18 protein-coding genes, 2 pseudogenes and 1 CRISPR repeat array (1 of these 21 only partly in view) are annotated in these 25,680 nt (G+C 54.4%); of the genes and pseudogenes, 8 read left to right on the forward strand and 12 right to left on the reverse strand.

Annotation, left to right across the window (positions count from 1 at the left end):
- A CRISPR array of direct repeats spans nt 1-3,045; the repeat unit is 37 nt; unit sequence GTCAAACACCCTCAATTCCCCGCAAGGGGACGGAAAC (it extends 9,310 nt beyond the left edge of the window).
- A gap of 491 nt (nt 3,046-3,536) precedes the next feature.
- The 3 genes and pseudogenes from H6G62_RS13465 to H6G62_RS13470 form a co-directional block, all read right to left on the reverse strand.
- On the reverse strand, nt 3,537-5,261 hold the full coding sequence (locus tag H6G62_RS13465) for an amidase family protein (protein ID WP_199324958.1): 1,725 nt from the start codon (nt 5,259-5,261) through the stop codon (nt 3,537-3,539).
- 400 nt (nt 5,262-5,661) lie between these two features.
- Nucleotides 5,662-5,811, reverse strand: a pseudogene (locus H6G62_RS27855) (IS4 family transposase); the annotation flags it as partial.
- Nucleotides 5,812-5,899: 88 nt separating this feature from the next.
- The gene (locus H6G62_RS13470) at nt 5,900-6,109 is read right to left on the reverse strand and encodes a helix-turn-helix transcriptional regulator (protein ID WP_190495939.1); all 210 of its coding nucleotides are present in this window, start codon (nt 6,107-6,109) and stop codon (nt 5,900-5,902) included.
- Between the two features lie 272 nt (nt 6,110-6,381).
- Between H6G62_RS13470 and H6G62_RS13475 the strand changes: the two genes are divergently transcribed.
- The 7 genes from H6G62_RS13475 to H6G62_RS13505 all read left to right on the forward strand — a co-directional run bounded on the left by H6G62_RS13475 (nt 6,382) and on the right by H6G62_RS13505 (nt 14,363).
- The gene (locus tag H6G62_RS13475) at nt 6,382-7,050 is read left to right on the forward strand and encodes an IS1 family transposase (RefSeq protein WP_190495973.1); all 669 of its coding nucleotides are present in this window, start codon (nt 6,382-6,384) and stop codon (nt 7,048-7,050) included.
- Nucleotides 7,051-7,601: 551 nt separating this feature from the next.
- Entirely contained in the window at nt 7,602-9,155 is a 1,554-nt protein-coding gene (locus H6G62_RS13480; protein ID WP_190495941.1) for an amidohydrolase family protein, read from the forward strand.
- A 102-nt stretch (nt 9,156-9,257) separates the two neighbouring features.
- Entirely contained in the window at nt 9,258-10,298 is a 1,041-nt protein-coding gene (locus H6G62_RS13485) for an ABC transporter substrate-binding protein (protein ID WP_190495943.1), read from the forward strand.
- A gap of 298 nt (nt 10,299-10,596) precedes the next feature.
- Nucleotides 10,597-11,304, forward strand: coding sequence for an ABC transporter permease (locus tag H6G62_RS13490; RefSeq protein ID WP_199324959.1), 708 nt, complete (start codon nt 10,597-10,599; stop codon nt 11,302-11,304).
- 38 nt (nt 11,305-11,342) lie between these two features.
- Complete coding sequence (locus H6G62_RS13495; RefSeq protein WP_190495947.1) at nt 11,343-12,149, forward strand: ABC transporter ATP-binding protein; 807 nt, start codon at nt 11,343-11,345, stop codon at nt 12,147-12,149.
- Nucleotides 12,149-12,634, forward strand: a complete 486-nt coding sequence (locus tag H6G62_RS13500) for a TIGR03943 family protein (protein WP_199324960.1) — start codon at nt 12,149-12,151, stop codon at nt 12,632-12,634. The genes H6G62_RS13495 and H6G62_RS13500 overlap by 1 nt, the downstream gene beginning before the upstream one ends.
- A 193-nt stretch (nt 12,635-12,827) precedes the next feature.
- Complete coding sequence (locus H6G62_RS13505) at nt 12,828-14,363, forward strand: amidohydrolase (protein ID WP_190495949.1); 1,536 nt, start codon at nt 12,828-12,830, stop codon at nt 14,361-14,363.
- 103 nt (nt 14,364-14,466) lie between these two features.
- On the opposite strand, the gene H6G62_RS13510 is transcribed toward H6G62_RS13505, so the two are convergent.
- The 3 genes from H6G62_RS13510 to H6G62_RS13520 form a co-directional block, all read right to left on the reverse strand.
- Nucleotides 14,467-15,222, reverse strand: a complete 756-nt coding sequence (locus H6G62_RS13510) for an aspartate/glutamate racemase family protein (protein ID WP_190495951.1) — start codon at nt 15,220-15,222, stop codon at nt 14,467-14,469.
- Between the two features lie 108 nt (nt 15,223-15,330).
- Nucleotides 15,331-17,127 (reverse strand): hydantoinase B/oxoprolinase family protein, encoded by a 1,797-nt coding sequence (locus tag H6G62_RS13515; RefSeq protein ID WP_190495953.1) that lies wholly within the window; start codon nt 17,125-17,127, stop codon nt 15,331-15,333.
- Nucleotides 17,128-17,329: 202 nt separating this feature from the next.
- Nucleotides 17,330-19,444, reverse strand: a complete 2,115-nt coding sequence (locus H6G62_RS13520) for a hydantoinase/oxoprolinase family protein (RefSeq protein ID WP_190495955.1) — start codon at nt 19,442-19,444, stop codon at nt 17,330-17,332.
- Nucleotides 19,445-19,633: 189 nt separating this feature from the next.
- Here H6G62_RS13520 and H6G62_RS13525 point away from each other — a divergent pair, with 189 nt between their 5' ends.
- Complete coding sequence (locus tag H6G62_RS13525; RefSeq protein WP_190495957.1) at nt 19,634-20,884, forward strand: Zn-dependent hydrolase; 1,251 nt, start codon at nt 19,634-19,636, stop codon at nt 20,882-20,884.
- Here the strand turns inward: H6G62_RS13525 and H6G62_RS13530 are convergent.
- From H6G62_RS13530 to H6G62_RS13555, 6 genes and pseudogenes are all read right to left on the reverse strand, one after another.
- The gene (locus H6G62_RS13530) at nt 20,881-21,144 is read right to left on the reverse strand and encodes an IS1 family transposase (protein ID WP_277883025.1); all 264 of its coding nucleotides are present in this window, start codon (nt 21,142-21,144) and stop codon (nt 20,881-20,883) included. The genes H6G62_RS13525 and H6G62_RS13530 overlap by 4 nt on opposite strands.
- Nucleotides 21,145-21,207: 63 nt before the next feature.
- The gene (locus tag H6G62_RS13535) at nt 21,208-21,636 is read right to left on the reverse strand and encodes a hypothetical protein (protein ID WP_190495959.1); all 429 of its coding nucleotides are present in this window, start codon (nt 21,634-21,636) and stop codon (nt 21,208-21,210) included.
- A gap of 347 nt (nt 21,637-21,983) precedes the next feature.
- Nucleotides 21,984-22,676, reverse strand: a complete 693-nt coding sequence (locus tag H6G62_RS13540; RefSeq protein ID WP_190495961.1) for a hypothetical protein — start codon at nt 22,674-22,676, stop codon at nt 21,984-21,986.
- Between the two features lie 52 nt (nt 22,677-22,728).
- Nucleotides 22,729-24,450 carry a hypothetical protein gene (locus tag H6G62_RS13545; protein WP_190495964.1) on the reverse strand — a complete coding sequence of 574 codons (1,722 nt, stop codon included), beginning with the start codon at nt 24,448-24,450 and terminating at the stop codon, nt 22,729-22,731.
- Nucleotides 24,447-25,217 carry a hypothetical protein gene (locus tag H6G62_RS13550; protein ID WP_190495966.1) on the reverse strand — a complete coding sequence of 257 codons (771 nt, stop codon included), beginning with the start codon at nt 25,215-25,217 and terminating at the stop codon, nt 24,447-24,449. Before H6G62_RS13550 ends, H6G62_RS13545 begins: the two co-directional genes overlap by 4 nt.
- Nucleotides 25,218-25,260: 43 nt before the next feature.
- Nucleotides 25,261-25,680: pseudogene (locus H6G62_RS13555) on the reverse strand (hypothetical protein); the annotation flags it as partial.

Consider the following 25,680-nt stretch of genomic DNA (forward strand, 5'->3'; position numbering starts at 1 on the left):
ACACCCTCAATTCCCCGCAAGGGGACGGAAACTTAAATCGGCGGCGGGTCTTTGGCGTAATCTTAAACATGTCAAACACCCTCAATTCCCCGCAAGGGGACGGAAACAGGAAAATAGTGAAATTGTCAGCATTGTCAATTTTGGTCAAACACCCTCAATTCCCCGCAAGGGGACGGAAACTGTAGTTGAGAATCTCATAGGCAGATTCTCGCGTGGTCAAACACCCTCAATTCCCCGCAAGGGGACGGAAACCAGAGGCGTTGTCTATAGGGATGGTGTTCAGCGGGTGTCAAACACCCTCAATTCCCCGCAAGGGGACGGAAACCATCCCGCAAGCCAGGTAGTTGCCCCCATGGGTTTGTCAAACACCCTCAATTCCCCGCAAGGGGACGGAAACTTCCCGTGCGATTTAGTACAGCTTGAATTGTTGGCGTCAAACACCCTCAATTCCCCGCAAGGGGACGGAAACTTGACTTGGGGGCACTGCGGATGGAACCGGGACACGATTGGTCAAACACCCTCAATTCCCCGCAAGGGGACGGAAACTCAGGGTTGAGGAGCATATCAAGCTCGTCTTCATCTGTCAAACACCCTCAATTCCCCGCAAGGGGACGGAAACCTTCCTCCTGCGACACTCCAAAGTGCATCTGGCCGTAGTCGGTCAAACACCCTCAATTCCCCGCAAGGGGACGGAAACATCGTATCAACGGTGCCGCTGGCACTCGAATACTTCCACGTCAAACACCCTCAATTCCCCGCAAGGGGACGGAAACACAGGTATACATTGTTGACCTCAAAAACACTCACAAATAACAGTGTCAAACACCCTCAATTCCCCGCAAGGGGACGGAAACTCAAAGTCTGACCAGGGTAGAGCCAAGGTCACACCGAGTCAAACACCCTCAATTCCCCGCAAGGGGACGGAAACAGGTATTCACCACGCCAATCCCAGGCGTCAACAAGGGTCAAACACCCTCAATTCCCCGCAAGGGGACGGAAACTCTTGAACGAATTCACACCAAACACTCCACACCCACCCGTCAAACACCCTCAATTCCCCGCAAGGGGACGGAAACTTCAACTCTTTAAGCTGTTCCCATTTCTCGTATAGGGCAGGTCAAACACCCTCAATTCCCCGCAAGGGGACGGAAACACCTCTGAGTAAAAAAGTTCGAAAGAGAAAACCTTGGAGTGTCAAACACCCTCAATTCCCCGCAAGGGGACGGAAACGAGTCTACCTTTGCTATGGGATTGTTTTGAAATCTGTCAAACACCCTCAATTCCCCGCAAGGGGACGGAAACTGCAATCGCAACTCGCCGACGCCGACCTTGGCCGGGGGTCAGACACCCTCAATTCCCCGCAAGGGAACGGAAACGCTGCTGAGTTGTAATCGTCGAGAGCGCTACCGCAGCAAAAAGTCAAACACCCTCAATTCCCCGCAAGGGGACGGAAACGAACGTCACGACTGGTATTGTCAGGCAAGTATAGTTCCTGGTCAAACACCCTCAATTCCCCGCAAGGGGACGGAAACAGTCTCTGCGCCATCGGGGAAAAAATCCACGATTTCAGCGTCAAACACCCTCAATTCCCCGCAAGGGGACGGAAACTTCGTCCACGTTGAAAGTCCATAACTTCTTTCCTTCCTTTGTCAAACACCCTCAATTCCCCGCAAGGGGACGGAAACGTACAGATGAAGATGTAAGGCAGACCAGCGTGGTTACGTCAAACACCCTCAATTCCCCGCAAGGGGACGGAAACCGCAATGGCAAAGCGCACGTTGTCGCTGCGATCAAACGTCAAACACCCTCAATTCCCCGTAAGGGGACGGAAACCCGAGATGATGGGGAGTTATTCCTTGGCGCGGCTGTCGGTCAAACACCCTCAATTCCCCGTAAGGGGACGGAAACGCGTAGGCGGTTGATCACGTCGCTGGTTGAAACATAGGTCAAACACCCTCAATTCCCCGTAAGGGGACGGAAACGGCATTGAGGTGATCTACCCCAGTGCCGACGGCATCACCGTCAAACACCCTCAATTCCCCGTAAGGGGACGGAAACGCCAGGATACTGAGTTGGCTATCCCCCTGGCTACGGTCAAGGCGTGTCAAACACCCTCAATTCCCCGTAAGGGGACGGAAACCTGTCGCTGGTGATTTCATAGCTGTAGTTCATCGTGTCAAACACCCTCAATTCCCCGTAAGGGGACGGAAACCATGTGATTCGGCTTAGCCCCGGTTCTCCCTGCCGGGGCGTCAAACACCCTCAATTCCCCGTAAGGGGACGGAAACCCCATTCTCTTAGCGCTTCCTTTGGGACGGTTGTCACGGTCAAACACCCTCAATTCCCCGTAAGGGGACGGAAACCCGGACGCCTCCACAGCAACGGTAAGACCTCCAGCGGGGCGTCAAACACCCTCAATTCCCCGTAAGGGGACGGAAACTTGCTGGTCAGGTATTCAAGGGTGTGTTTCATGGTTGCCTGTCAAACACCCTCAATTCCCCGTAAGGGGACGGAAACTGCATGACCTTGTAGCGCTGGGGGTTGCGTAGGGGTTTGGCCGTCAAACACCCTCAATTCCCCGTAAGGGGACGGAAACGGAAGGACGGTGGCCCCCCGGTAGCGCTTGTAGGGAATCTGTCAAACACCCTCAATTCCCCGTAAGGGGACGGAAACTGGGCTAGGGCTAGATGGCAATGGAAGCGACTGGAAAGTCAAACACCCTCAATTCCCCGTAAGGGGACGGAAACCCAAATGGCGGAAGGAGAGAAGTCGCCCAAGATTGAGGAAGTCAAACACCCTCAATTCCCCGTAAGGGGACGGAAACGCCACGGCGGACAGCAACTTTAGTTTTCATGGTCAATAGTCAAACACCCTCAATTCCCCGTAAGGGGACGGAAACACGGCATCCGATAGGGTTTCAGCGAACTTCACAGGGGTCAAACACCCTCAATTCCCCGCAAGGGGACGGAAACTTCTTGGCCAGGGCATCTACGACCCCCTTAAGCCAGGTCAGACACCCTCAATTCCCCGCAAGGGGACGGAAACCTAGGATAAAGTTTTCTCGTACTGACTGTCGCCTCTGCCCACACCGAGACTTGTGTACAAAAGGCAAGTCGGAGCCGAGGTCGCTCACATTGCGGCCTCAAGCCGCACATGAGGCTATCCAAGCCGTCCGGCAAGCACAAGTGACAGAGGAATGGAAATCTCGATACAACGTACGCGCAGGGATTGAAGGTACACTCTCGCAAGGCATCCGTGTCTTCGGAATGAGACGAACGCGCTATATCGGGCTGGCTAAGACACACCTACAGCATTTGCTTACAGCCGCCGCAATGAACGTCGTGCGGCTAGCGAATTGGCTGGCAGGGGTTCCCCGTGCCAAGACACGAACTTCTCGCTTTGCAGCGCTCAACCCGGCTACTTAGGCTCGTTTCGACTTCGCCAACAGTATCCATTACTACTCAAACCCCAATTTGGACATTTCCAAGCTCTTAACTCATATGGATTTGGATATGTCTGTTTTCGTCTATACCAAATTAGATGCGATTACCCTGGGTCAGATCCTTAAGTGCTTGAAGAAGTCCATCTTGACGAGAGGTAGATATCTCATCTTCTATGGCTACGTCCAAAGTTTGTAGCGCCGCCTGAGTCAAATCCATAACTGGAGGCTGACGATGATCGGTAGCTTGTTCAAAGGCATAAGCATATTTGAGCAGCTTCGCTTCTGACCACTCAGGCCCTAATAATTCAATCCCTACAGGAACTCCAATGGGCGCTGTTTCAGTAGGACTTGAAAATCCACCCTGAAAGGTTACTGCTGGAAAGCCAGTACTGTTTGACAATACGCCATTCCGCTCTACCTGGTCTTCTCCCACAGGAACAACCAAACGCTTTTGGTGCGGATACAGAATCGCATCAAGGTTATTTTCAGCCATGACCTTCATTACTGCTCGACGTAAATCATTACGTCTCAGTAAACGATCTTTATAATCCTGATTACTGGATAGGTCAGCGAACTCTGCGGAGGTCTGCATACTACTGACGATGGCAGGGTCAAATCCACCCATCTGCATAACGTCGTCGAAAGACTTGACAGGGATATCTGGCTCACGGCTCGCTAAATATGCATTAAGCGCTGTCTTAAACTCAATATCGCCAACTTGGAGATTGGCCGTAAGGGCAGAGAGGTTAGGAATAGTAACTGGAATAATTTCAGCCCCAATTTCAGCCATTTTATCCGCAGCGGCTATAGTCACTGCATTAACCTCGGAATGGATATCCTCAGTGCCAAAGAAATCCTCTAGGACTCCTATTCTCGCCCCTTGTAAACCATTTACATCTAATTCATCAGTGTAGCTGCTAGGTATCCTACCCAGGCTGAATGCAGTGGAAGGATCCCCAGGATCATAGCCTGCCATTACATCAAGCATGATGGCAGCATCTCTAACTGTACGGGCAATCTGTCCCGTATTATCTTGGGTAAAGCTAACTGGAACGATCCCATGACGACTGACCAAGCCATAGGTTGACCGAATTCCAACTAGGTTATTAGCAGAAGCGGGGGAACGGGTAGACTGACCTGTATCACTTGCCGTTGCTAAGACACCGAAGTTTAGAGCAATTGCGGCTCCACCGCCACCTGTCGATCCACCAGGCGTTCTTGTCAAATCATAGGGATTCAGAGTTTGACCACCTAAAGAACTAACCGTCGTGCCCCCACGAGCAAATTCAGTTAAGTTCGACTTGGCTAGAATGACAGCCCCCGCCTCTCTTAATCTTTTAATCGTATAAGCATCATTCAGTGGAATTGAGTCTCTAAGACCAACCCAGCCAGCCGTGGTTGGCATATCAGCAGTATCATAATTATCTTTGGCGATTACCGGGATGCAATGTAGTGGCCCAACTGGTCCGCTACTTTCATACTGTGTATCTAGTTGAGCTGCCACCTCTAGTGCTTTAGAATTGACATAAAGAAGAGAGTTAACTACTCCATCGAATGCCTCAATTTGATCTAGGTAATAGCTTACGATCTGGGTACAAGTTAAATCGCCAGAATCAAATCCGGCATGAATGGAAGCAATGGTTGCCTCCCCTAGATCAACTGATTCGCTGGCAGATTGGGCAACTAAAGCACTTCTATTGCCTTGAAATGCTTCTACGACTAAACCTGTTGAAGTAGGCAAAATAAAAATCCCAAATAAATCACTTATAAGCAGCTTTTTATTAAGTTTGCTACGACTAGGATAATGCATTAACGACATCCTAAATCCTAGTAGAGTATAGATCTTAGCTCTTGTCTTAATTGTTACTTCGACTACTTTTTATCCTCTTATTTGCGGTTCTTAACAAAAGGGTAGACGATTAATTTCATCTATCTATCTATCTATCTATCTATCTATCTATCTAAAGGGCACCTCGATTAATACAGATCTTATTGAGAATGACTGCGAGATTAAAGGGGTTTCAGGTTCTTCAAGTTCGCAATAAGGCAATTAATCGAGGTGCCCTAAAGGTAGATGCCAAATATTTCTTTTTTGAAATTACCCCTAATCTATTGGGTTAAGTGCTAGAGCTGCCCCTCGAACAAGTAGGTTAATTTATACTGATTTCAGGACAGTCCTACAGGACAGCCCTAGATCAATGTCACTGACTTAACCTGAATCAGGCCGCCAGCTTAGCTTTGAGAACAGCACGAGGTTGTCGCATCCGAGGGAAAGGTTTGGGTCTTCGCTTGACGACTCTAGGTTCTTGTTGATGGGGATGAACCGGTAGCAGGTCAGTGGCTATCTCGTTGAGCAGATCGCTATACAAGGCGTTGCGCCCGGGTGGCTGACATGGCACAGACCCTGAGATACGTAAATTCCAGCGTCTCATGTCACCTCACCTTTTCCCCCTCGCATCACGAGATTTCAAGCCTTTCACCCACTTCTGTCAGGCAGTCAGGGGGACGACTGCTGACATGGATCGCCTCGCACACCTCCTTGAGGGTGATCGACTGATCCAGGTGGGCCAGCATATAGTCTTCCGCCTGCTTCACCAGTTGCATCCGGTTGAGGGTGGGCGGCGTTTTGAGGCGATCCACCGCCTGGGATGGAATGGCGTCGATCAACAGGGGAATAAAATCTTCTAGCAGCAGCGTTTTGAGGTGAGGCTGTTGTAAAAACTGGGGTTAGTGCTGAATCAAGTTTAGTAGTTGGCTCAGATACTCTTTAACCGCTGGCATAGCGGCGGGGGAATGCACATAGTTAATTGTCCACAATTTTTCATCGAGATCCGATCACTCCATGGCTTAGTTTTAGGGTAGTGCATTAATGTACGGGACGGAGGAAAATCAGGCTACGCCACCACGATAACCAGGGAGACAAACGCATGGCCATTGAGATGACCTGTCCGACCTGTGGGTCTCACGACATCTCCAAGAACGGCACCAGCCATCGGGGGAAGCAAAATTACAAGTGTCGAGACTGTGGGCGTCAATTCGTGGAAAATCCGCAATGGCAACCGAAGCCAAAGGAGACCAAGGCACTGGTGAATCGGTTGTTACACGAGAAGATCCCCCTAGCGGGCATTGCACGGGCGACGGAGACGTCGGAGAGTTGGGTACAAGGTCAGGCCAATGCGGCCTATGAATCGGTTCCCCAAACAGCGGAGGTCGTCCCTAAGCCGCAAGGCCCCCTCAAAGTCCAGATGGATGAATGGAGGTCGTTCGTCGATCACAAAGGGAACAAACAATGGGTGTGGTTGGCTATGGATGCCGAGACCCGGGAAATCCTGGGATGTCATATTGGCGACCGTTCTCGGGCGTCGGCGAGAGCGCTCTGGGAGTCCCTTCCAGGGGTCTATCGCCAATGTGCCAAGGTCTATACGGACTTCTGGGAAGCCTACGTCACGGTGATTCCGAGCAGACGACATGAGGCGGTGGGCAAAGACAGTGGCTTGACCAGTTACATCGAGCGCCTGAACAACACGCTGAGGCAGCGGGTGGCGCGACTGGTGAGGAAGACCCTGTCGTTCTCCAAAAAGCTCGAGAATCACATCGGAGCCATCTGACTATTTATCCATGACTACAATCGCTGCATCAGAGAGAAGCGGGCCAAGCAAGGTGACCCCATTTTTTCCTCTAGCCTGCACTAAAATGCACTACCCACTCTTGAAGCAGAAACTATAGGGGTGTGGGTAGGCGTTGCATCATGGGGGCTGTCAGGCTTTAGCCAGCGAATATGAATCAATCTTTTTGGCATCGAGTGTAATCTAGTATACAGTCTACGCATAAGCTTCCCCGTAGTATCGTCCCAACAAGTTTGGGCTTGGCTTGGCGTGGTTGAAGCCTCTGAAGGAAGGTGCCTTTGGCACTAGCGCAACATTTCCTGAAGACTTTTTTGGCCATGAATTTTTTAGTTTTGTCTGAATCCAGCTTGCCTGAATTTAGCTTATTCAAGGCCAGGGATGTATTTTCAGGAATATGTATAGCGCCTGGTAAAGAGCAATTGAAGTAGAGTCTTCAGAGTTCGTCCCAGGTGTTATGGATCTAGCCGATAACTCTGGTCAATTGGCTCGATGTTTTTCGGTTTATTTTGTCCTGGTATTAATCTAGGTGAAATATGGCATCAACACTTATTCACGGCAAGTACGTCATTACCAAGTCGCTCAGTCATACCGAGGCAGAAATTATTGAGAATGGTGCGATCTTCCAACAAGACGGTCGTATTGTTGAGATTGGCTCTTACGAAGACTTGGCTGCTAAATACCAACCCGATGAGGTTTTGGGATCAGACTGTGATGTGGTCATGCCCGGATTCGTCAACAGCCACCACCATGTTGGGCTAACTCCCCTACAGTTGGGTTCCCTCGACTATCCTCTGGAGCTTTGGTTTGCTTCTCGGCTGTCTGCCCGCCCGGTCGATTTTTATCTCGACACGTTGTACTCCGCCTTCGAGATGATTGAGTCAGGCATTACCACCGTGCAGCACATTCACGGTTGGCTACCAGGGCCAGCGGGGAATTGGCCCGACCTCACCGGCAAACTGTTGAAGGCTTATGAAGACATTGGTATGCGGGTGTCGTACTGCTTTGGAGTACGCACTCAAAACCATTTTGTCTACGAGTCTAACGACGAGTTTGTCGCCAAGCTACCCCCCAGCATTGCAGCGGATATGGAAGCTCTGCTGAAGCTCCATGAAGTGCCCCTGCAGGACTACCTGTGGTTCTTTGAGGGCCTCTGGAAAGAGTGGGAAGGGAAGGCCAGCGATCGCATTCGTATTCAGCTAGCACCGGCCAACCTGCACTGGTGTGATGACGACGCTCTCATTCAGCAAAATGAGTACGCCCAGAAGTACGGCGTCGGTATGCATATGCACCTGCTAGAAACCCCCTATCAGATGGAATATGCCAAGCGCCGCACTGGTACCACTGCCGTCAAGCACCTGAATAAACTCGGTATTTTGGGCAAGCATCTGACCCTGGGTCATGGCGTTTGGCTGACGGAAGACGACATTGACCTGATTGCCGAAACCGGTACCATGATCTGCCACAACGCCAGCTCTAACCTGCGTCTGCAGAGTGGCATCGCCCCTTTAAACTATTACGCCAAAAAGGGGGTGCGGGTAGGCATGGGGCTCGATGAAGCGGGTCTGAACGATGATCGCGACATGTTGCAGGAGATGCGCTTAGTACTCAAGCTGCACCGCGAACCGGGTATGGATAGTCTGGTGCCCGCTGCGGCGCAGGTTTTCCAAATGGCAACGGAAAACGGTGCCCATACCACCCGCTTTGCCCAGGAGATAGGCACACTAGAGCCTGGTAAAGCCGCCGATATCGTGCTGATGGACTGGAATCACCTGGCCTATCCCTACCTGGATGACACCATTCCAGTGTTAGAAGCGGTGCTCCATCGCAGTCGCACCCACGGCATTCACACGGTGGTCTGTAATGGTGAGGTGATACTCAAGGATCGCCAGTTCACCCGCGTCGATAAAGACGCTCTACTTGAGGAACTAGCCGAGTCTATGCGAACCCCACTAACACCGGAGGAATTACGGCGACGGGAACTCGCAAAAGAAGTTTTTCCCTACGTGAAGAAGGTCTATGACGGGTGGTTTGATCCTAAATCTTGTGAGTCCTTCTATAGTCCAAACTGTCGTTGTCCGGCTTGCTAAAGCGGGTTGCTAAGTTGCAATCGTGGTGATCTAGCAGCATCTGCCTAGATGAGTTGAGACTTTTCGTTTTGTTGACTGCATTTGAATTAAGGAGAACACGTTATGTTTCGCTCTAGTACCAGTCGCCGCCGTTTTCTGGGGATGAGCCTAGGCGCTGCCCTCACTCCCGCCATGCTTTCACTTTTAAGCAGTTGTGCCGGTGGAAGCAAAACCGCCTCAGGGGGAGAGCGGGCCATCAAGTTCGCGCACGGAACTGGGCTCTGCAACATGCCTCTATTTTATTCAGCGGAAAAGCAACTCTTTAATCAGTATGGCTTTACCGGAACGGCGGCCCTCACACCTATGCCTGCTGACGTGGCAGTTCAACTCGCCACAGGACAAGTAGAAATGGCGGTAATTCCGTTTACCAATGCGATCGCAGCCTATCTCCAGGGAGCATCCTTCCAGGTCGTGGCAGGTAGTGGTGTGGAAGGTTTAATTGTAGTTGCCAAACCTGAAATTAAATCCTTCGCTGATCTGCGGGGTAAGAAAGTTGCTACCTTCCAAGCCGATACTTTAGATGTCGTCGTCTACGACTACTTGAAGAAGGAAGGAATGACCTACGACGATGTTGAAATGGTGTACTTGGGCGATGCCACCGAATTGCTCAATGCCTATATAGCGGGTCAGGTCGATGCGGTCAGTCATATCGAACCCTTCGCCACCAAAGCAAAAACAGCTACCAACGGCAACATCTTAGGCGATGGCACTGATATTTACGGTAAGGGTTATCCTGATTGTGTGTTGGCCGTGCGTAACGAGGTGATCGAAGCCGACCCAGATATGGTGAAGGATGTAATTCGGGTCTTCTTCGAAGCCCAGTATCAAATCGAAAGCAACTTTGAAGAGGCGGCTAAAACGACCATCGACAAATACTACAAAACGGATATGGAAAGCCTGCTGGCGGCAGCTCAGGCTCAGCCCCCTGGGGTGGATATTCGGGACAAGCGTGACTTTATGTATAGTCGGGCTCAGAGCATGAAAGAACTGAACTACATTAACGCTGACCTCGATGAAAACTTCGTCAACTTCTCCTTGCTCGAAGAAGTGATTGCAGAAAGTCCTGAACTTTGGGAACGAGTAAAGGTAAAGGTCACAACTTGATCTCTAGGCTTAGCATGGGGAACCTTACAAAATCTTACTCCTGACTAACCACCCTCCCCATGCTTTTCCCATCTCCACAATTGTTCGTTGATAGTCACTTCTATCCCCCACCATGACAACCAAAATGCAACCGCAGCTTTCCCGCACCACAGGCCCACCATCGGCTACCCGAACCAGGTCAACGGCAAGGGCTCGGTGGGCAAAATCCACCGCTCAATCGGCTATGTGGTGGATACTTTCATTGGGGTTATTCATTGGTATTTGGGAGCTAATTACCGTTCTAGGGTGGACTAATCCCATGATTCTGCCACCACCCCATGAATTTCTGGCGGAAATTAGCAACCAAGATCAGTTCCTAGCCCCCAAAATTGGGGTAGCCCGTACGGGGGGCAATTTTGTACTATTGACGGCTATTGTAGCAACCCTAAAACGGGTGCTGATTGGTCTGGTGCTAGGCTTCATTGCCGCCCTAGGGGTAGGTGGCTTGGCCTGCTACTTCAACTTATTCGGTAAGTTGACCTTGCCGGTCATTACGCTGCTGGCTCCCATCGCCCCCATTGCTTGGATACCCTTTGCCATTATGGCCTTTGGCATTGGCGACAATGCGGCTATTTTTGTGGTGTTTATCGGAATTTTCTTTCTGCTGACCCTGGCCACAGTCAATGCCATCCGCAATGTGAATCAGCTTTATATCGATACGGCCAGAGTGCTAGGGGCTAATCGTCGTCAGGTGATGTTTAAGGTGATTTTACCGGCAATTATTCCTGACTTATTCTTCATTTTGCGAATTAACTTTTTTGCAGCCTGGATGGCGGTGCTAGCGGCGGAAATGGTCGGCGTCAATACAGGTTTAGGTGCGATTGTGATGGTGGGTCGGCAAATGTTTAATGCTAATCTGATGTTTTTGGGTATGGCGGTCATTGGGTTGGTAGGCTATTTGTTGGATGTTGGTTTCCAGCAGCTTCAAAATCGCGTGCTCTGGTGGAAGGGCGGTTCGCAGTTGTAGCAAAATTTTGTACAGAGCTAGTAAGAGCACAGAAAATCATGGGGCAAATCATTTGCGATCGCGTCTCCAAAATCTGGAACCCAGACGATGCGGATGGCAACCTAGCCATTGATGACATTAGCTTTACCGTTAGTCCAGGGGAATTTCTGGTCATCATCGGCCCCAGTGGCTGCGGCAAAAGCACCCTGCTGAGCATGATGGCCGGTCTGGAAATGCCCACCACTGGTGTCATGCTCCATAACGGTGAGCCCATTACCGCGCCTTCCCCCCATCGCTCGATGATTTTTCAACAGGCCTCCCTATTCCCCTGGTTGTCGGTGCTGGATAATGTGGCCTTTGGGCTCGACCTACAGGGAATCAGCAAAAAAGAGCGGCTTGAACAGGCCAAGCACTATCTCCAGCAAGTCGGCCTGCTGAAGTCGGCTAACCGCTACCCCCATCAGCTTTCTGGGGGTATGCAGCAGCGGGCCTGCATTGCCCGCGCCCTCTGCTTGGGCACCGACGTCCTGCTGATGGATGAACCCTTCGCGGCCCTCGACGTGCAAACCCGCCATCAGATGCAAAAATTTTTGCTGGAGCTGTGGGAAGGCTTAGACAAGACCGTGGTGTTTGTCACCCACCACATCGATGAAGCCGTTTACCTAGCCGATCGTGTCCTGATTCTTACCGCCAACCCTGGTCGTGTGTTGGAGATGATTCCGATTGATATGGAACGCCCCCGCGACATGATGGGCAAAGGCTTTGAGTATCATCGCAACCTGTTTGTCGAACACCTGCGCTCCGAGGTGGTGCGCGCCTTTGAAGAGCAAGAACTCGCCGAAATGCTGGATACGCGGATTAAGTGATGATGTTGAAGCAGTTTCCCCTACTCCAAAATCTGGCCCAATTTATCACCGGTAAAGAGCCTCCCACCGATGCACCCGCTATCGATATCTGGGCCTATGCGGAACCCGCTGGAGAAGAGCCCGACCCCTTGCAGCGCAACGTCTTACAGTGGCGACGGTTAATCTCCTCTGTGCGGGAACCGGTGGAAGAGTTTCCTGGGCAACCGGTCAACATTATTGGCTTCGTCCATCGACCCTTTCCGCCTATGCCAAATCAGTTTGTGCTGGCCCGACGAGTCATTCGCTGCTGTCTCGCTGATACGATGCCCCTCGGTCTAGCCATTGCGACGGAAGCCGCTGACACCTATGAGGCAGACCAATGGCTACGGGTGCAAGGCTGCTTTGGCACCACTCTCTACCGCAATCGCCCTACGCTGGTTGTCATTCCTGCCTCCATCACCCCAATTGCAGTTCCTCAAAAGGCTTACATCAACGGGGTTTTCTAACAGGATAGCGATGAACCAACGGACTTTATTGGGTCTGCTGACGCCACTGTAACAGTGCCTTGCAGCCCTAAAAGTAGGGCCTGGAATGGGTGGAGAGTATAAGTAGCCAAGAATGCGCCCTAGATTGGGACACGACGATTTACCACGATTTTCCTTGACTGTTCATCTGTAGTCTTCTATTTACCGTGTTGCTATGGCTACTTCTAGGTACCTTATTAAACAGGCCACCGTTCTACCCTTTACCCTACAAACCGATGGTGCTTTAGATTTAGAACCTCATATCCAGGATGTGCTGATAGTAGACGATCGCATTGTCGAAGTCGCTGATCACATCGAGCCAGGTTCCGAGCCAGCGCAGGTCATCGATGCCCGTGATCATCTTTTGATTCCGGGTTTTGTCAACGCCCATGCCCACTCCGTCGAAATTTTGGAGAAAGGCCGCTACGAGGCTCTTCCCCTAGAAGCCTGGATGCTGTACACCTATCCCCCGCTCAAGGGAAAGCACCTCAGCCCGCGCCTGTGCTACCTACGCACCATGCTAGGAGCCCTGGAGATGGTCAAATCTGGGGCCACAACCATTCAAGATGACCTGATTGAGCTGCCCTACATCACCCCAGAAATCTTTGAGGCGGTCGCCCAGGCCTATATAGACATTGGCCTGCGGGCCAGCCTCACTCACCACGCCATTAACCTGCCCCTGTACAAAACCATTCCCTACCTGGAGGAGTTTTTGCCTGACGATGTCCGGCAGGATCTAGATGCCATGGCAGGGCTAGATGATGACACCTGGCTTTCCATGTTCAAAGATTTCTACGCCGACTGGCATGGTAAGCAGGGGCTGATCACCCTCGCTCTCGCCCCCTCGGCCCCCCAGCGGGTAACGCCGGATCTGATGCACCAGATTGCCGCACTTTCCGAATCCCTGGATCTGCCTATCCACACCCATATGCTGGAGACCAAAACCCAGGCGGTGACGGGGCCAGAGTTTTACGGGCCGGGAGAGTCGGTGGTGAGCTATGCTAAGCGCCACGGCATTCTCACCCACCGTACCGCGATCGCCCACGGAATCTGGCTGACGGATCGGGATGTGGAGTTAATTGCGGAAGCGAGGGCCACTGTTGTCCATAACGTGGTCAGCAACCATCGCCTGTGCAGCGGCATTGCCCCCATTCGCCAACTGATGGATGCTGGGGTCAATATTGCCCTAGGGTCTGACGGTATGAGTTCTAACGACTCCTTCAATATGTTCGATGTGCTGAAGATGGCAGGTCAGGTTCACTCTGTTACCCATCCCGACTATTCCCGCTACCCTCGCGCTCGGGATGTACTGAAGTGGGGTACCTACGGGGGAGCCCGATCGGCACTACTTCAGGAACAGGTGGGTGCAATTGCGCCTGGCCTCAAAGCCGACTGCGTCCTCTACGATCTCAACACTACCAACTTTATTCCCCGTGGCCACTTGCCCATTCATTTGGTCTACGCCGAACATGGTCAGTCGATCCGTAAGGTCTTCATCAATGGCCAACTGGTCATAGAAGACGGCACCGTGCTAACCATCGATGAATCGGCACTGCTAAGCGAATTGCAGGATTTACTCACCGAGTATGAGCCAGAACGGGCCGAACTCTACCGCCAGGCCGAACGCCTAATGCCTGCCATTGAAGCCACCTACCAGAAAGCCATGGCTCAACCCCTGCCCATAGAGCGATTCACCCGCATCGAGAAGTAATTTTCTTGATCTCCAACGGGGGCCGGATCGAGACTTCAGCTACGACACTATCCATCCTAAGGCCGAGCCTGGTGATGGGTGCGAACTTCAATCTGGATCTCGCTCAGGTCAAGTTCTTGACCTGAAAGTGGGAGCCATAGCCACGCATCAACTTCTTCTCGGGAGTTCGGTAAGTAAGGTGTTTGCTAGTGGATTTTCCTAAACTCACCAACGACTCTGCCATCTTCACCGCCGCTGCAACCGAATCAATGACGGGCACACCTAGGTGATCCTCTAGCTGCTGCTCCAGGCCACTCATACCGGCACAGCCCAAACAAATGGCTTCGGCACCATCCTCCTCAATGGCAAGTTTGCTGGCCTGAAGGAGGACTTCTACGGTGTTGGCGCGATTATTTTCCGTCTCCAATACCGATAGGGATGTCGTGCGCACGGAGGCACATCGGCCCGTCATCCCAGCCTTATGAATGGTCTTCTCCACCATGTCCCGTGCCCGGTGCAGGGTCGTGACAACGCTCCACTTCGCCGCCAGCATATTCGCCACATAGAGGCTGGCTTCAGCAATACCGACCACGGGTTTGGCGGTAATTTCTCGGGCCGCTTCAATGCCGGGGTCGCCCCAACAGGCCAGGATAAAGGCATCTGAGTTCTGGTCTAAAAGAATTTGCTCCAAAATGCCGGGAATGGCTAGGTATTCGTCGTAGAACCCTTCGATGGATTCTGGCCCCGCCTGGGGTGTCACGGTGACGATTTCGGTGTGGGCAAACTTGGCGGCCTGGGCAGAGGCGTCGATGTTGTGGGTCATCGGCTCGCAGGTGTTGCCGTTGATGACTTTGATGCGACAGGTCGAGAGGTTAGCCATGATCTAAGCAATCAAGCACAAAAGACTGAGGTAGGGGTTAGTACGACCATGGGATGATCCTGCGGTCGAGAACACGCCCTACCTAAACTCAGGTTTTCAGGGATTTCATTATCCCATGGCCTGGCGCAGGACACGGGTTGCGGCGTCATCAACGACCATACCGGCTGGATCAATCACCACCCCATAATCCCCCTGTGCAACCTCAATACTGACATAGCCATCCAGCACATCCTCTAGCACGAGAGCGGGGTCACGTTCCAAGGGGTTGCCGTAGCCGCCGCCGCAGGGGCTAATGGTCCGCAGGGTGTCGCCCACACGGGTTTTGCGACAGGGAAACTTGGAGGGGAGATCGTCTTCCCTGCCTTCCATCGGGTTCAAGATCTGCACCCCGCCGGGGGTGCCATCGCTGCCGCCAAAAATGCCCCAGGGGGCATACTTGTTGCCTTCCCCTTCTAAGGACATTTGGCCTGGGGCTAAAAACTGAATATCGCGAATGGAGCCCAAGCCACCCCGATACTGGCCAGCCCCGCTAGCGTTTTCGATCAGCTCGTAGCGGGTCACCCGTAGGGGCAGGTGGGCCTCGATATCTTCGATGGGGTTGTTGCGGGTGTTGGCGTAGAGGGTATCGACTCCATCCATACCGTCTTTGCCGTAGCGACCGCCGTAGCTGCCTTCAGTGATATCCATGTAGACCCAGTAGTCTTCGTCGAGGGCACCACTATAGGAGGCCACTTTAATATTGCCAATGCCGCCGCTGACGTTGTGGGGGGCCACCTGGGCCAGGGCTTTCATCAGGGTGTCGGCGACCACGTTGCCGGGGCAGCAGCGGGCAATCACCGGGGCGGGGTAAATCGGGTTGGCCAGACAGCCCTTGGGGGCGGTGATGTGGATGGGCCGCGTCAGACCCGAATTTTGGGGCACGTACTCCATCAGGGCGGTGTCGAGCAGCACCGATCGCAGGGTCACGAAGATGGCAATGTCTACGGTGCCGACGAAGGGCATGTTGATGGGGCGATCATCGATCTGGGGCGAGGTGCCCGCCAGGTCGATGGTCATGTCGCTGCCGTCGATGGTGACAGTGACGGCCACTTTGAGGTCTTTCTTAGCCGGGTCAGGGTCGTCGAGAAAGCCATCCATATAGCCCTCCGCCGAGTAGGTGCCATCGGGCAAGCGCTCAATCGCTTGACGCATCATGCGCTCAGAGTAGGTCATCAGGGTTTCGCTGGCAGCGAGCACGGTGTCGAGGCCGTACTGATCAACTAGCTCCAAAAACCGCTGTTCTCCCACTCGGCAGGCGGCCACCTGGGCTTCGATATCCCCCACCACCACCTGGGAACTGCGGATGTTTTGCCGCAGCATGCGCCACACCTGGCGGTTTTTCACCCCGTTTTCGTAGAGCTTGACCGCTTTGAACTGAAGCCCCTCGGCAAAGGCATCGACGGCATCGACAATGCCGCAGCTACCGGGGGATGACGAGCCAATATCCAAATGGTGGGCGGTAGTGAAGGAATAGCCGATCAGCTCGTCGTTGCGAAAGATGGGAATCCCGATGCCAATGTCTGGCCCGTGGGAGGCCCCGTAGTAGGAGTGGTTGTGCAGAATCACATCGCCGGGGTAAAACGCTTCGCCATCCTCGGCCATGGCCTTAAGCACCCCCCGCATGTAGCCTGGAATCGGCCCTAGCTGTAGAGGCGTGCTGTAGGCGCATTCGGCCAATTGCTGGCAGTCGGCGTCGAGAATAGCGGCTCCAAAGTCTTCGGACTCGCGAATGATGCTGGAGTAGGACATGCGGGCCAGTTTGTGGCCCATTTCTAGGGCGATGCCATTGAGGGCACCAGCCACCACCTGGGCAGTAACGGGGTCAATTTGGGGGAGCTGGCGAGGTTGGGGCAAAGCGACTGTCATGGCAAGTTAGGTGGAGATACGGTGTTTGGTTTAGGGTGGTCTGTTTTGAGGACTGTCTGACTTATAGAGGGAGCCTGACCTTGATGTCGTAACCTGTACTACGGACGGGGGGGCTTGTGGTGGAGCCCCTGGGCGGTGCATTACTCGCGAAGGCACCCTACAAAAGGCCCTGGGTCTCAGCTTGACGAAGCCGCAGAGGATCTCAGCCTACGGCGGCCTCAATGGCGACCCGCTGATCTACGGGGGATTCTGCGGCCAAGCGAATCAATAGATTGCCATTAGCCTCTACCGTGGTGTGGCTGTGGGGCGGTAGCAAAATCGTCGAGTCTTTTTGAAAGATCACCGCTGGCCCTTCGATCTCGCCGCCCACGGGCAGGCGATCGCGCTCAAAGAAATTGGTTGAGTATTTTTCGAGCTGGCCCTTGACGCGGAAGTAGGTGACCGCCGTTTTGAGCCAGGCATCTTTGACGTCGCCCTCGGTGGGCACGGGCAGCCCCGCCAACTTAGGCATGGGGCCAGTGCCCGTCACCCGCAGGGTCACCAACTCCACCACATTCTCTGGAAAGGCGTGGCCGTATTCGGCGGTGTGCAACTCGTGGAACTGCTGCCAAACCTCTTGCAGGGTGGTCTCTGCTAGCTCACCGCCGGGAATCAGCGCCCGCAGCTCGTAGCCCTGGCCGACGTAGCGGCAGTCAGCAAAGCGTTGCAGCGTCATCTGGTCGTCGCTAAAGCCATCGGCCCGTAGCTGAGCTTTGACCTGGTCTTCTAGGGATCGCAGGTCGGCATTGAGTTTGTCCAGGTTGGGGGCGGTGCTGAGCACAAACTCGTTTTGAATCAGGTCGTGCTTGAGGTCGGTGGTGAGCAGCCCCATGGCGGAGGTAATGCCGGGGTAGCGGGGCACAATCACCTCAGGAATACCGAGTGAGCGGGCCACCTCGGCGGCATGGAGCGGCCCCGCCCCCCCCTGGGCCACTAGGGCAAACTGGCGCGGGTCTTGCCCCTTTTGAATGGTGCGGGAGCGAATGGCGTTGGCCATGTTGTTGTTAACGATGGTGACAATGCCCGCCGCCGTTTCGTAGAGGTCGAGCCCCACCCGGTCAGCGAGGTCTTGCACCGCCGCAAAGGCGCGATCAGGGTAGATGGCCATTTCACCCCCTAAAAAGTGGTCGGGGTCGAGGCGGTTGAGCACCACGTTGGCATCGGTGACGGTGACCTCGGTACCGCCCTTGGCATAGCACACCGGCCCCGGCTCGGCCCCGGCGCTGCGCGGCCCGACCCGAAAGGCACCACCCTCATCAACGTAGGCGATGCTGCCACCCCCCGCCCCAATGGTGTGAACATCGATCATCGGCACCATTACCGGGTAGCCAGCGATCCAGGTGTCGCGGGCGGTGGCCTCGGCAAACCCCCGCTCAGTGACTAGGCCAATGTCGGTGCTGGTGCCGCCCATATCAAAGGTAATCAGGCGATCTCGGCTCGACCGTTCTCCGGCGGCGGCTCCCCCCAGCACCCCGGCAGCCAGCCCCGACAACAGCAGGGTAACAGGCTGCGCTCCGGCCACCTCGGCAGTGGCCACCCCGCCGTTAGAACGCATAATGTGCAGCTCGCCCCGCATCGATTGTGCCTTAAGGCGACGGCTGAGGTTGTCGATGTAGCGCTTGACCCTAGGGCCAACAAAGGCGTTGATGCAGGCGGTGGTAAAGCGCTCGAACTCGCGAAACTGCGGGAAGATGCTGGCACTGGTGGTGATAAACGCCTCAGGAAATAGCTCCTGGGCCAGGGCGGCGACTCGGTCTTCGTGGCACGAGTCAAAGTAGGAGTTGAGGAAGCAAATAGCAATCGATTCTACCCCGGCGGCCTTGAGTTCGAGAATGGCGGCGCGGGCCTCAGCTTCGTTGAGGGGGGTAAGCTCTTGACCTTTAGGATCGAGGCGTTCGGCCACCACCTTGCGATCACGCCGTTTGACCAGTGGCCTAGCCTGCCAGGGAATATCCTGCATAATCGAGTAGTGCTGGGGCCGCTGATGCCGCCCAATGTGCACAATATCGCGGTAGCCCTGGGTTGTAATCATGCCGGTACGAGCCCCGTCGTGGGTAAGCAGGGTGTTGGTGGCAATGGTGGTACCGTGCAGCACATGCTCAATGGCGGCGTAGTCGGTTTGGGCCATCTGGCAGAGGGTGGCAATGCCCGCCATCATGCCGATGGAGGGATCTTCGACGGTGGTAGGCACCTTGTGAATCCAGGTCTGAGCCTGGGCCACATCGGCCAAAATGAGATCGGTAAAGGTCCCTCCAATATCTACGCCGATCAGTTTCATGGTTAACGACCTCTGCCAAAGGAAACGCCCGCATCTTAGGCAAAGACAGGCTTGTTACGCTGTTCAGCCTGCACTGTTTTATTAGCGACTGGCAGGTTTTAGGGGGAACTCCTCAGTTAGTAGCGGTTGAAACAGTGAACCGATAGCTTTTCTGACCAGGATAAATCGGCATAGTTTGAGGTCAATTGTATGGCGGTGATTACTTCTCTGAGGATTAATGGCGATCGCCTACAGCAGCGCCTCAATGCCCTTGCCGCCATTGGCCGATTGCCCGAGGGTGGGGTGCGGCGCATTGCCTACAGTGATGATGACTTAGCCGCCCGCCAGTGGGTCACCGCCGCCATGGTAGAGGCCGGTATGACCGTCACCTGCGATGCGGCGGGCAACATTATCGGTCGGTACGCTGGCAAAAAATCCCTGCCAGCCCTGGCTACCGGCTCCCACATTGACACGGTACCCGCCGGGGGCCGCTACGACGGTACCCTGGGGGTGCTGGCGGGCATTGAAGTCGTCGCCACCCTGCATGAGGCGGGGCAGCGGCTCAACCACCCCATCGAGGTGATCGTCTTTACCGACGAAGAGGGGGAGATGATTGGCAGCAAAGCCCTGGCAGGCACCGTTAATGGGGATGACCCCGAGCCCTTGCGGCGGCTCGACGGCACCGCTATTCAAACCTGCCTTCAGCGGATCGGCGGCGACTGGGACGCCCTCCCCACTGCCCGCCGTACCGCCCAGGATATGGCCGCCTACCTAGAACTCCACGTCGAACAGGGCGGCGTGCTGGAATCGGTGCAGCGCCAGATCGGGGTCGTGCAGGGCATTGTCAGCCTGCACCGCTACCAGGTGGTGATTATCGGGCGGCCCAACCATGCAGGCACGACCCCTATGCCCCTGCGCCAGGATGCCCTCTACGCGGCATCGCTACTGGTGGCTGCTGTCCACGACGTGGCTGCCAACCCTCCGGGCGATCAGGTCGCCACGGTCGGATATCTCACGGTACAACCCAACGCGGCTAACATCGTGCCGGGCCGGGTAGACCTCACCATTGACCTGCGCGATCTATCCCTAGCGGTGATCAACAGAATGGTGAATCATCTCCAGCAGCGTATTCAGGCGATCGCATCGACGACCCAAACTAAGATTCAGATGCAGCCCCAGCACGCCGTGGATCCTACGCTGGCCAGTTCTACTATTCAAGCCACCATTGCCGCCGTTTGCGATCGCCTTCAGATCAGCCATTACTCCATGCCCAGTCGGGCCAGCCACGATGCCCAAGAAATTGGCCGCATTACCCCCATGGGTATGATTTTTGTGCCCAGTCAGGCTGGGGTCAGCCACGCTGAAGACGAATACACCTCCCCTGAGCAATGTAGGCAGGGAGCTGATGTGTTACTCAACACGCTGCTGCAGTTGGATAGTTCATTTGAAAAGCTGAATTAAGAGATGAATCTTGCAAGAGTCGGGACATCGCCGAACTTGAGGTAGCGCAGTAGCAACCGTACCGAGTGGGCCAACATATCCACGGACTTGGAAGAACACAGTGTTTTGCGATGCAGGCGGGCTAGATAATGTCGTAACCGCGTGTTCTCGCCTTCGACCCGAGTCATGTAGCCGGCATTCCGCAGGTTGGCATTGCTGAATAGCAGTGTGATTTCCCAGAACTTTGAATAAAGCCTCAGTACTTGCAGAATTTGGTTCATAGCCTGAATCAGCAACGTCGAAAATCATATGTCAACTCGCGGAATATCAGTTTAAAACTCTAGTTACTCACTGAGGTCGTCGTCAGCCCATCCTGGAGGTGAATCATACAAAAAGTCGTCTTCCTCATCGCCGTAGTCCCAGGCGGCCCGGAGAGCGGGGATGGAGCCTGTCAAGATTTCGTTGTACTCATAGAGCAGCTTACGCAGGGCCACCACCCGACGATTGTGGGCTTTGGCGGCCTCACTCTTATCCTCCAGTCGCTGGGCGAAGGTTCGCACCCAAACCAATGGGCCTAGACCCGCTAAGTCTTCCCCCTCAGGTACGGGTTGAGCTTGACCGTCACCTGGGTCATAGTAGGCTTTGGCTCCAGGCACCGGGAAGGCAAAGTGAATCTGAACAGAAACCCCCTGGTCTTGGTACTGAGATCGTGTTCGTTTGGCCGGATGATAGGCCCAGTAATGGGCTTTCTCTAAGTCAATGACTTCGTTCAAGATCCGAATCTTCAAGCCCTGTTCAAGCCACTGAACGCCGTGTTCTTGACCCCGTTCACGATTCTTTTGAAGGAAGGTGTGGGCGTCATTAGGATCGGTGAAAGGAAACGGACAGCGCATTAAGAAAGCCTGAAGATATTCAGACGATAGCGCACTTGCTTTTTCAAGTTTGATCTGAGCAGAAAGAGCCATAGTTTTTGAGTTGCAAACTGAGTTCAAATCATTCTATCTTAACGAACACATGATCTGGAATAAAACCTACAGAAATTAGGTCAATCTATTGATCAATTTGATTCAAATTGTATCGATTCTCTAGGCAAGAAGGAGAAGAGAAAATTTAAGCCAATCTAAATCTTTTGAACCTGAATGTCAGCATCATCAAACTGACGTTGTTCTTGACCTAATGCCGCCAAGGCTTCAAGGATTTCGACGTCAACGCCTTGAGCCTTGGCGGCCTCCCGTAACGATTGGCCTGCGTCAACCTTGGCTAATACGGCTTGAACATCATCGACAATGGGATCATCTTCAGGTGTAAGCCCCTGGGCAATCGCAGCCTCCAACCCCTGGGCGATGAGTTGGGGCGATAGATCAACAGGTGGAGCAGGGTTAGGACCAGCTAGGTCACCAGGTCGATCCCGTTCAGGCGTTGTCGTGATTACAATGCCCGTATGGGGTGCCGCTCGGTCAGATTGCCACACATTGAAAGTGTAAAGCCGCAGATCACCACCGGGTGTAATGGTCTGTACCTGAAGCGTAGTGACGGCATTCGTAGTCAGTCCAGGAAAGGCTAACGCTTCAATGGGCGTGACAAATAACGTTGTGGCGAGCCCAGATTCAACGGGAGCATTGCCCGTAAATACGGTTCGAGACGGGTCAGCTAGATTGACAAAGACAATCCGTTCTTGGACTTGGCTAAAATCGATGACCGTCGAGCGTCCTGGTTCTAACTGAACCTCGATGAGGTCGCGAAGGGCCTGATCTTGAGACACTTGGCGGTAGGCGGTTGCTTGGACGGATTGTGCCAGCATCACTGGCGTCATGGCAACCATGCCAGCCGAAATGATTGGTAAACCACGCATCATTGTGTGTCGATTAAGGAGCAATCTCTAGAAAACTGTTGACGACCACCGTGACCGCCATCCCTTCAGGTAAAACGGCCACCGTATTGGCCTCAATGTTGGCCTGGGTATTTTGCTCGGAGCGTCGCCGAATCCGGTCTGAAATCGTACTGCCAAACCCTTCTAACACCCCGCCCAGCAGGTTAGGGTCTCGAGTCGTGCGGATCACGGTGGAGCTGGTACTATCCCCCGACGCCGCACTCCTAAATTCTTCTCTAGGCTGGTTCAGGACGGCCCCGGCCTGACCTAGGGCAGACAATGTGCCCACCAGCAGGTCTTCAGCGGCCAGGTTGGGGCCAAGGTCGTTCAACCGTTGGGCCACCAAAGGCTGAGCCCCCTGGCCCTGCACCAGCAGCGCTCCTTCGGGTAGGGTTTGCTGAACGGTCTGACCTCCAGCAGGATAGACCACAGCAATGGCGCTGGCCTGAACCAGTTGATGGTCGGGGCTGACGGTGCTGGCCTGAACCACCAGGGTTGTGCCCTGCGGGAGTCCGACTCGTCCCCGTGAATCCGTGAGGTCTTGCTCCAGTTCAATCACAAACCGACCTGCGCCCAGGTCTGGCGATTGGGCTGAGCCTGACGCTAAGTCCCATGCCATCGGAGTCACGACCTTAGCTTGAACCTGAGTGCCGAGTTCGGGTTGGATGGGTGAAGGCGACGAGGGCTGAGCCTGACGATGGTGGTGCCAATCGAGGATGCCTTGAGTGCCCGGTGTCGAGGCCACCAATGTCGATGGATTCGATTCACCCGGTGCAGCAGGTTGACGAGGCTGGCCAGATCGTGGTCTAGGGGATGGAAGCTGAGGCCGCACTGAAGCTTGAAACCCAGGACGGGCTAGGCCAGGTTGGGCTGACGATTGAGGTAGAGACTGAAGCTGAAGGGTAGGCTCACCAATCGACACCCGCTGGAAAGGACTTTGGGTTGGTTGAGCCTCGGTCGCCGCCTGAGCCAACCCGTCCGCTGGGGTCGTGGCCATCGCACTGTCTATCTGACGCTCCCCAGCTTGTGCGGTGCCCAGTTGCGCTAACTGTGACCAGCGCTCAAACGGGTCAACGGGTGGGGCTGAAGCGGCTGGAGACGGTGTGGGTGTGGGCCGAGGAGCAGGCCGAGGGGCAGGTTGGGATACGGGCCGGGGCGATGGCGACGACACCACCGGACGAGCTGGGGACGGTTCTGGCTCTGACACCACTTCGTCTTCTGGTTCTTCATCTACCACCAGTTCTGTGTCCTGGGCCTCTAGATCCTCTAGAATCGTGCGCTGATCCTGAAGGGCAAGCTGACTACGAAGTCGCGCACTGTCGTCCTGGAACACCAATTCTTCCACGGCCTCCTCTTCGGGTGCTTCGGTAACGGGCTGAGGTCGTCGGGTGAGGCCTAACAACAGCAAGGCACCCACCCCCGTCAAGCTACCGAGGGCTAGGACAATGGCCATCGTCTTTTGGACGGGCTTGCGGTTGACGGTATGCACACGGTCGTTGTCTAGGGCCAGTTCGTGGGCAACGACCTCATCGACGACCCCTTGGGCCTCAAGGTCAGGGTCAGGGCTGGGTGCGGATGATTCAATGGCACTGTCTCCGTCAAACAGCCATTCCTGGGGCAGTGGCCCACCTTGACCCGCTAGGGCACGTTCTTGAGCGGGGTCAATCTTTTCAACTTCAGAGAACCCCATCAAACCGATTTCCGTAGGGTTGGTCATGACTCATTTGGATCGAAAGGAACAATATCAACAATCTGAAGGCCAGCCCCCAGGGTGTCGTAGACCAGTTGCTCGACGCGGGAAGCCTCGTCACCGAGGGGAGAATTCGGAATCTCGACGGCCTGCAAGGTGTAGGTGCGATTCCAAGGAATGGCGCGCTGGGAGCCATTTCGACGGTCTAGCAGCCGTCGTGTGGATACAATATCGACCTCCCATCGCCCGTCGGCGATCTGTCGGGGGTCAGAAATATCTTCAATCGTGATCACCTGGCGCAGTTCACCTGTGAACACACCACTGGGGACGATTTCGGTGGCAAAAAGCTGAAGCATTTCAGATCCCAGTTCAGGTTCTAGTAGGAAGCTGGCGATGGACACCGAAAACGGCACTCGGCCCCTGACGCCCTCCACCGCGACGCCCTCATCGGGTTCATCGGTTCCGGGCAGTGTGCCGTCCCAGTTGAAGCTGAGCATCGTCCAGTCATTGACGACTTGGCGAATCACCTCAGGCCGACGATAGTTCCGTTCCCGTTCACTGATGTAAACGGTATCGCCGTTGGTCAGTTGCACAAAGGTGGGCTGACGATTGACGATCCGATTGACGCGCACCGTCAAAAACAAGATGAACACCAGCGTGACGCTGCTGAAGCCCAGAATGGCGAGCTGAAGCAGGGCCAGCAGACTCTTATTGTTGCCATCTAACAAACGCTGTCTCGACAAACCATGCTCTGAGCCTTTGTTGCGGCTAAATCGACCAATTCTTCCGGTCATGGGTCACAGGTGATAGGTTGGACAAATCTTTAAAGAGCGGTCTTTATCCCGTCGTGGGGCTGCGGTCATCGGCCCGCACTAGGTTGTTGGCCCCGCCAGCACCGGGTTGGCCCGCGCTACTCACTTGATTGGCCATCCGCCACGCAAAGGCACTTCTCACCCCCAAGGCCGCTGTACCGACGAGGGCACCGTTGATGCGAGCGACCGTACTCTGAAGGCCGGAATAGACCGCCACGCCACCCCCTTTCGCCACCAGACCCGCCACCACCGGAGCGCCGATGGCCAGAAGTAAGGCAAACCCCAGGTCGTTGAGGGTGCTGGTAGCGGTCTGGCCAATGCGGTTGGCGACTAAGCCAACGACGAGGTTGTAGCCAAACTGAACACCGAACAAGCTGATAAAGCCCACCAGCCAAGCGAAGATCAATCGGCCCTGGAAGGGCAACAGGGACAGGCCCATGGCCAC

It is taken from the genome of Phormidium sp. FACHB-1136 (assembly GCF_014697375.1).
GTDB lineage: Bacteria > Cyanobacteriota > Cyanobacteriia > Phormidesmidales > Phormidesmidaceae > Nodosilinea.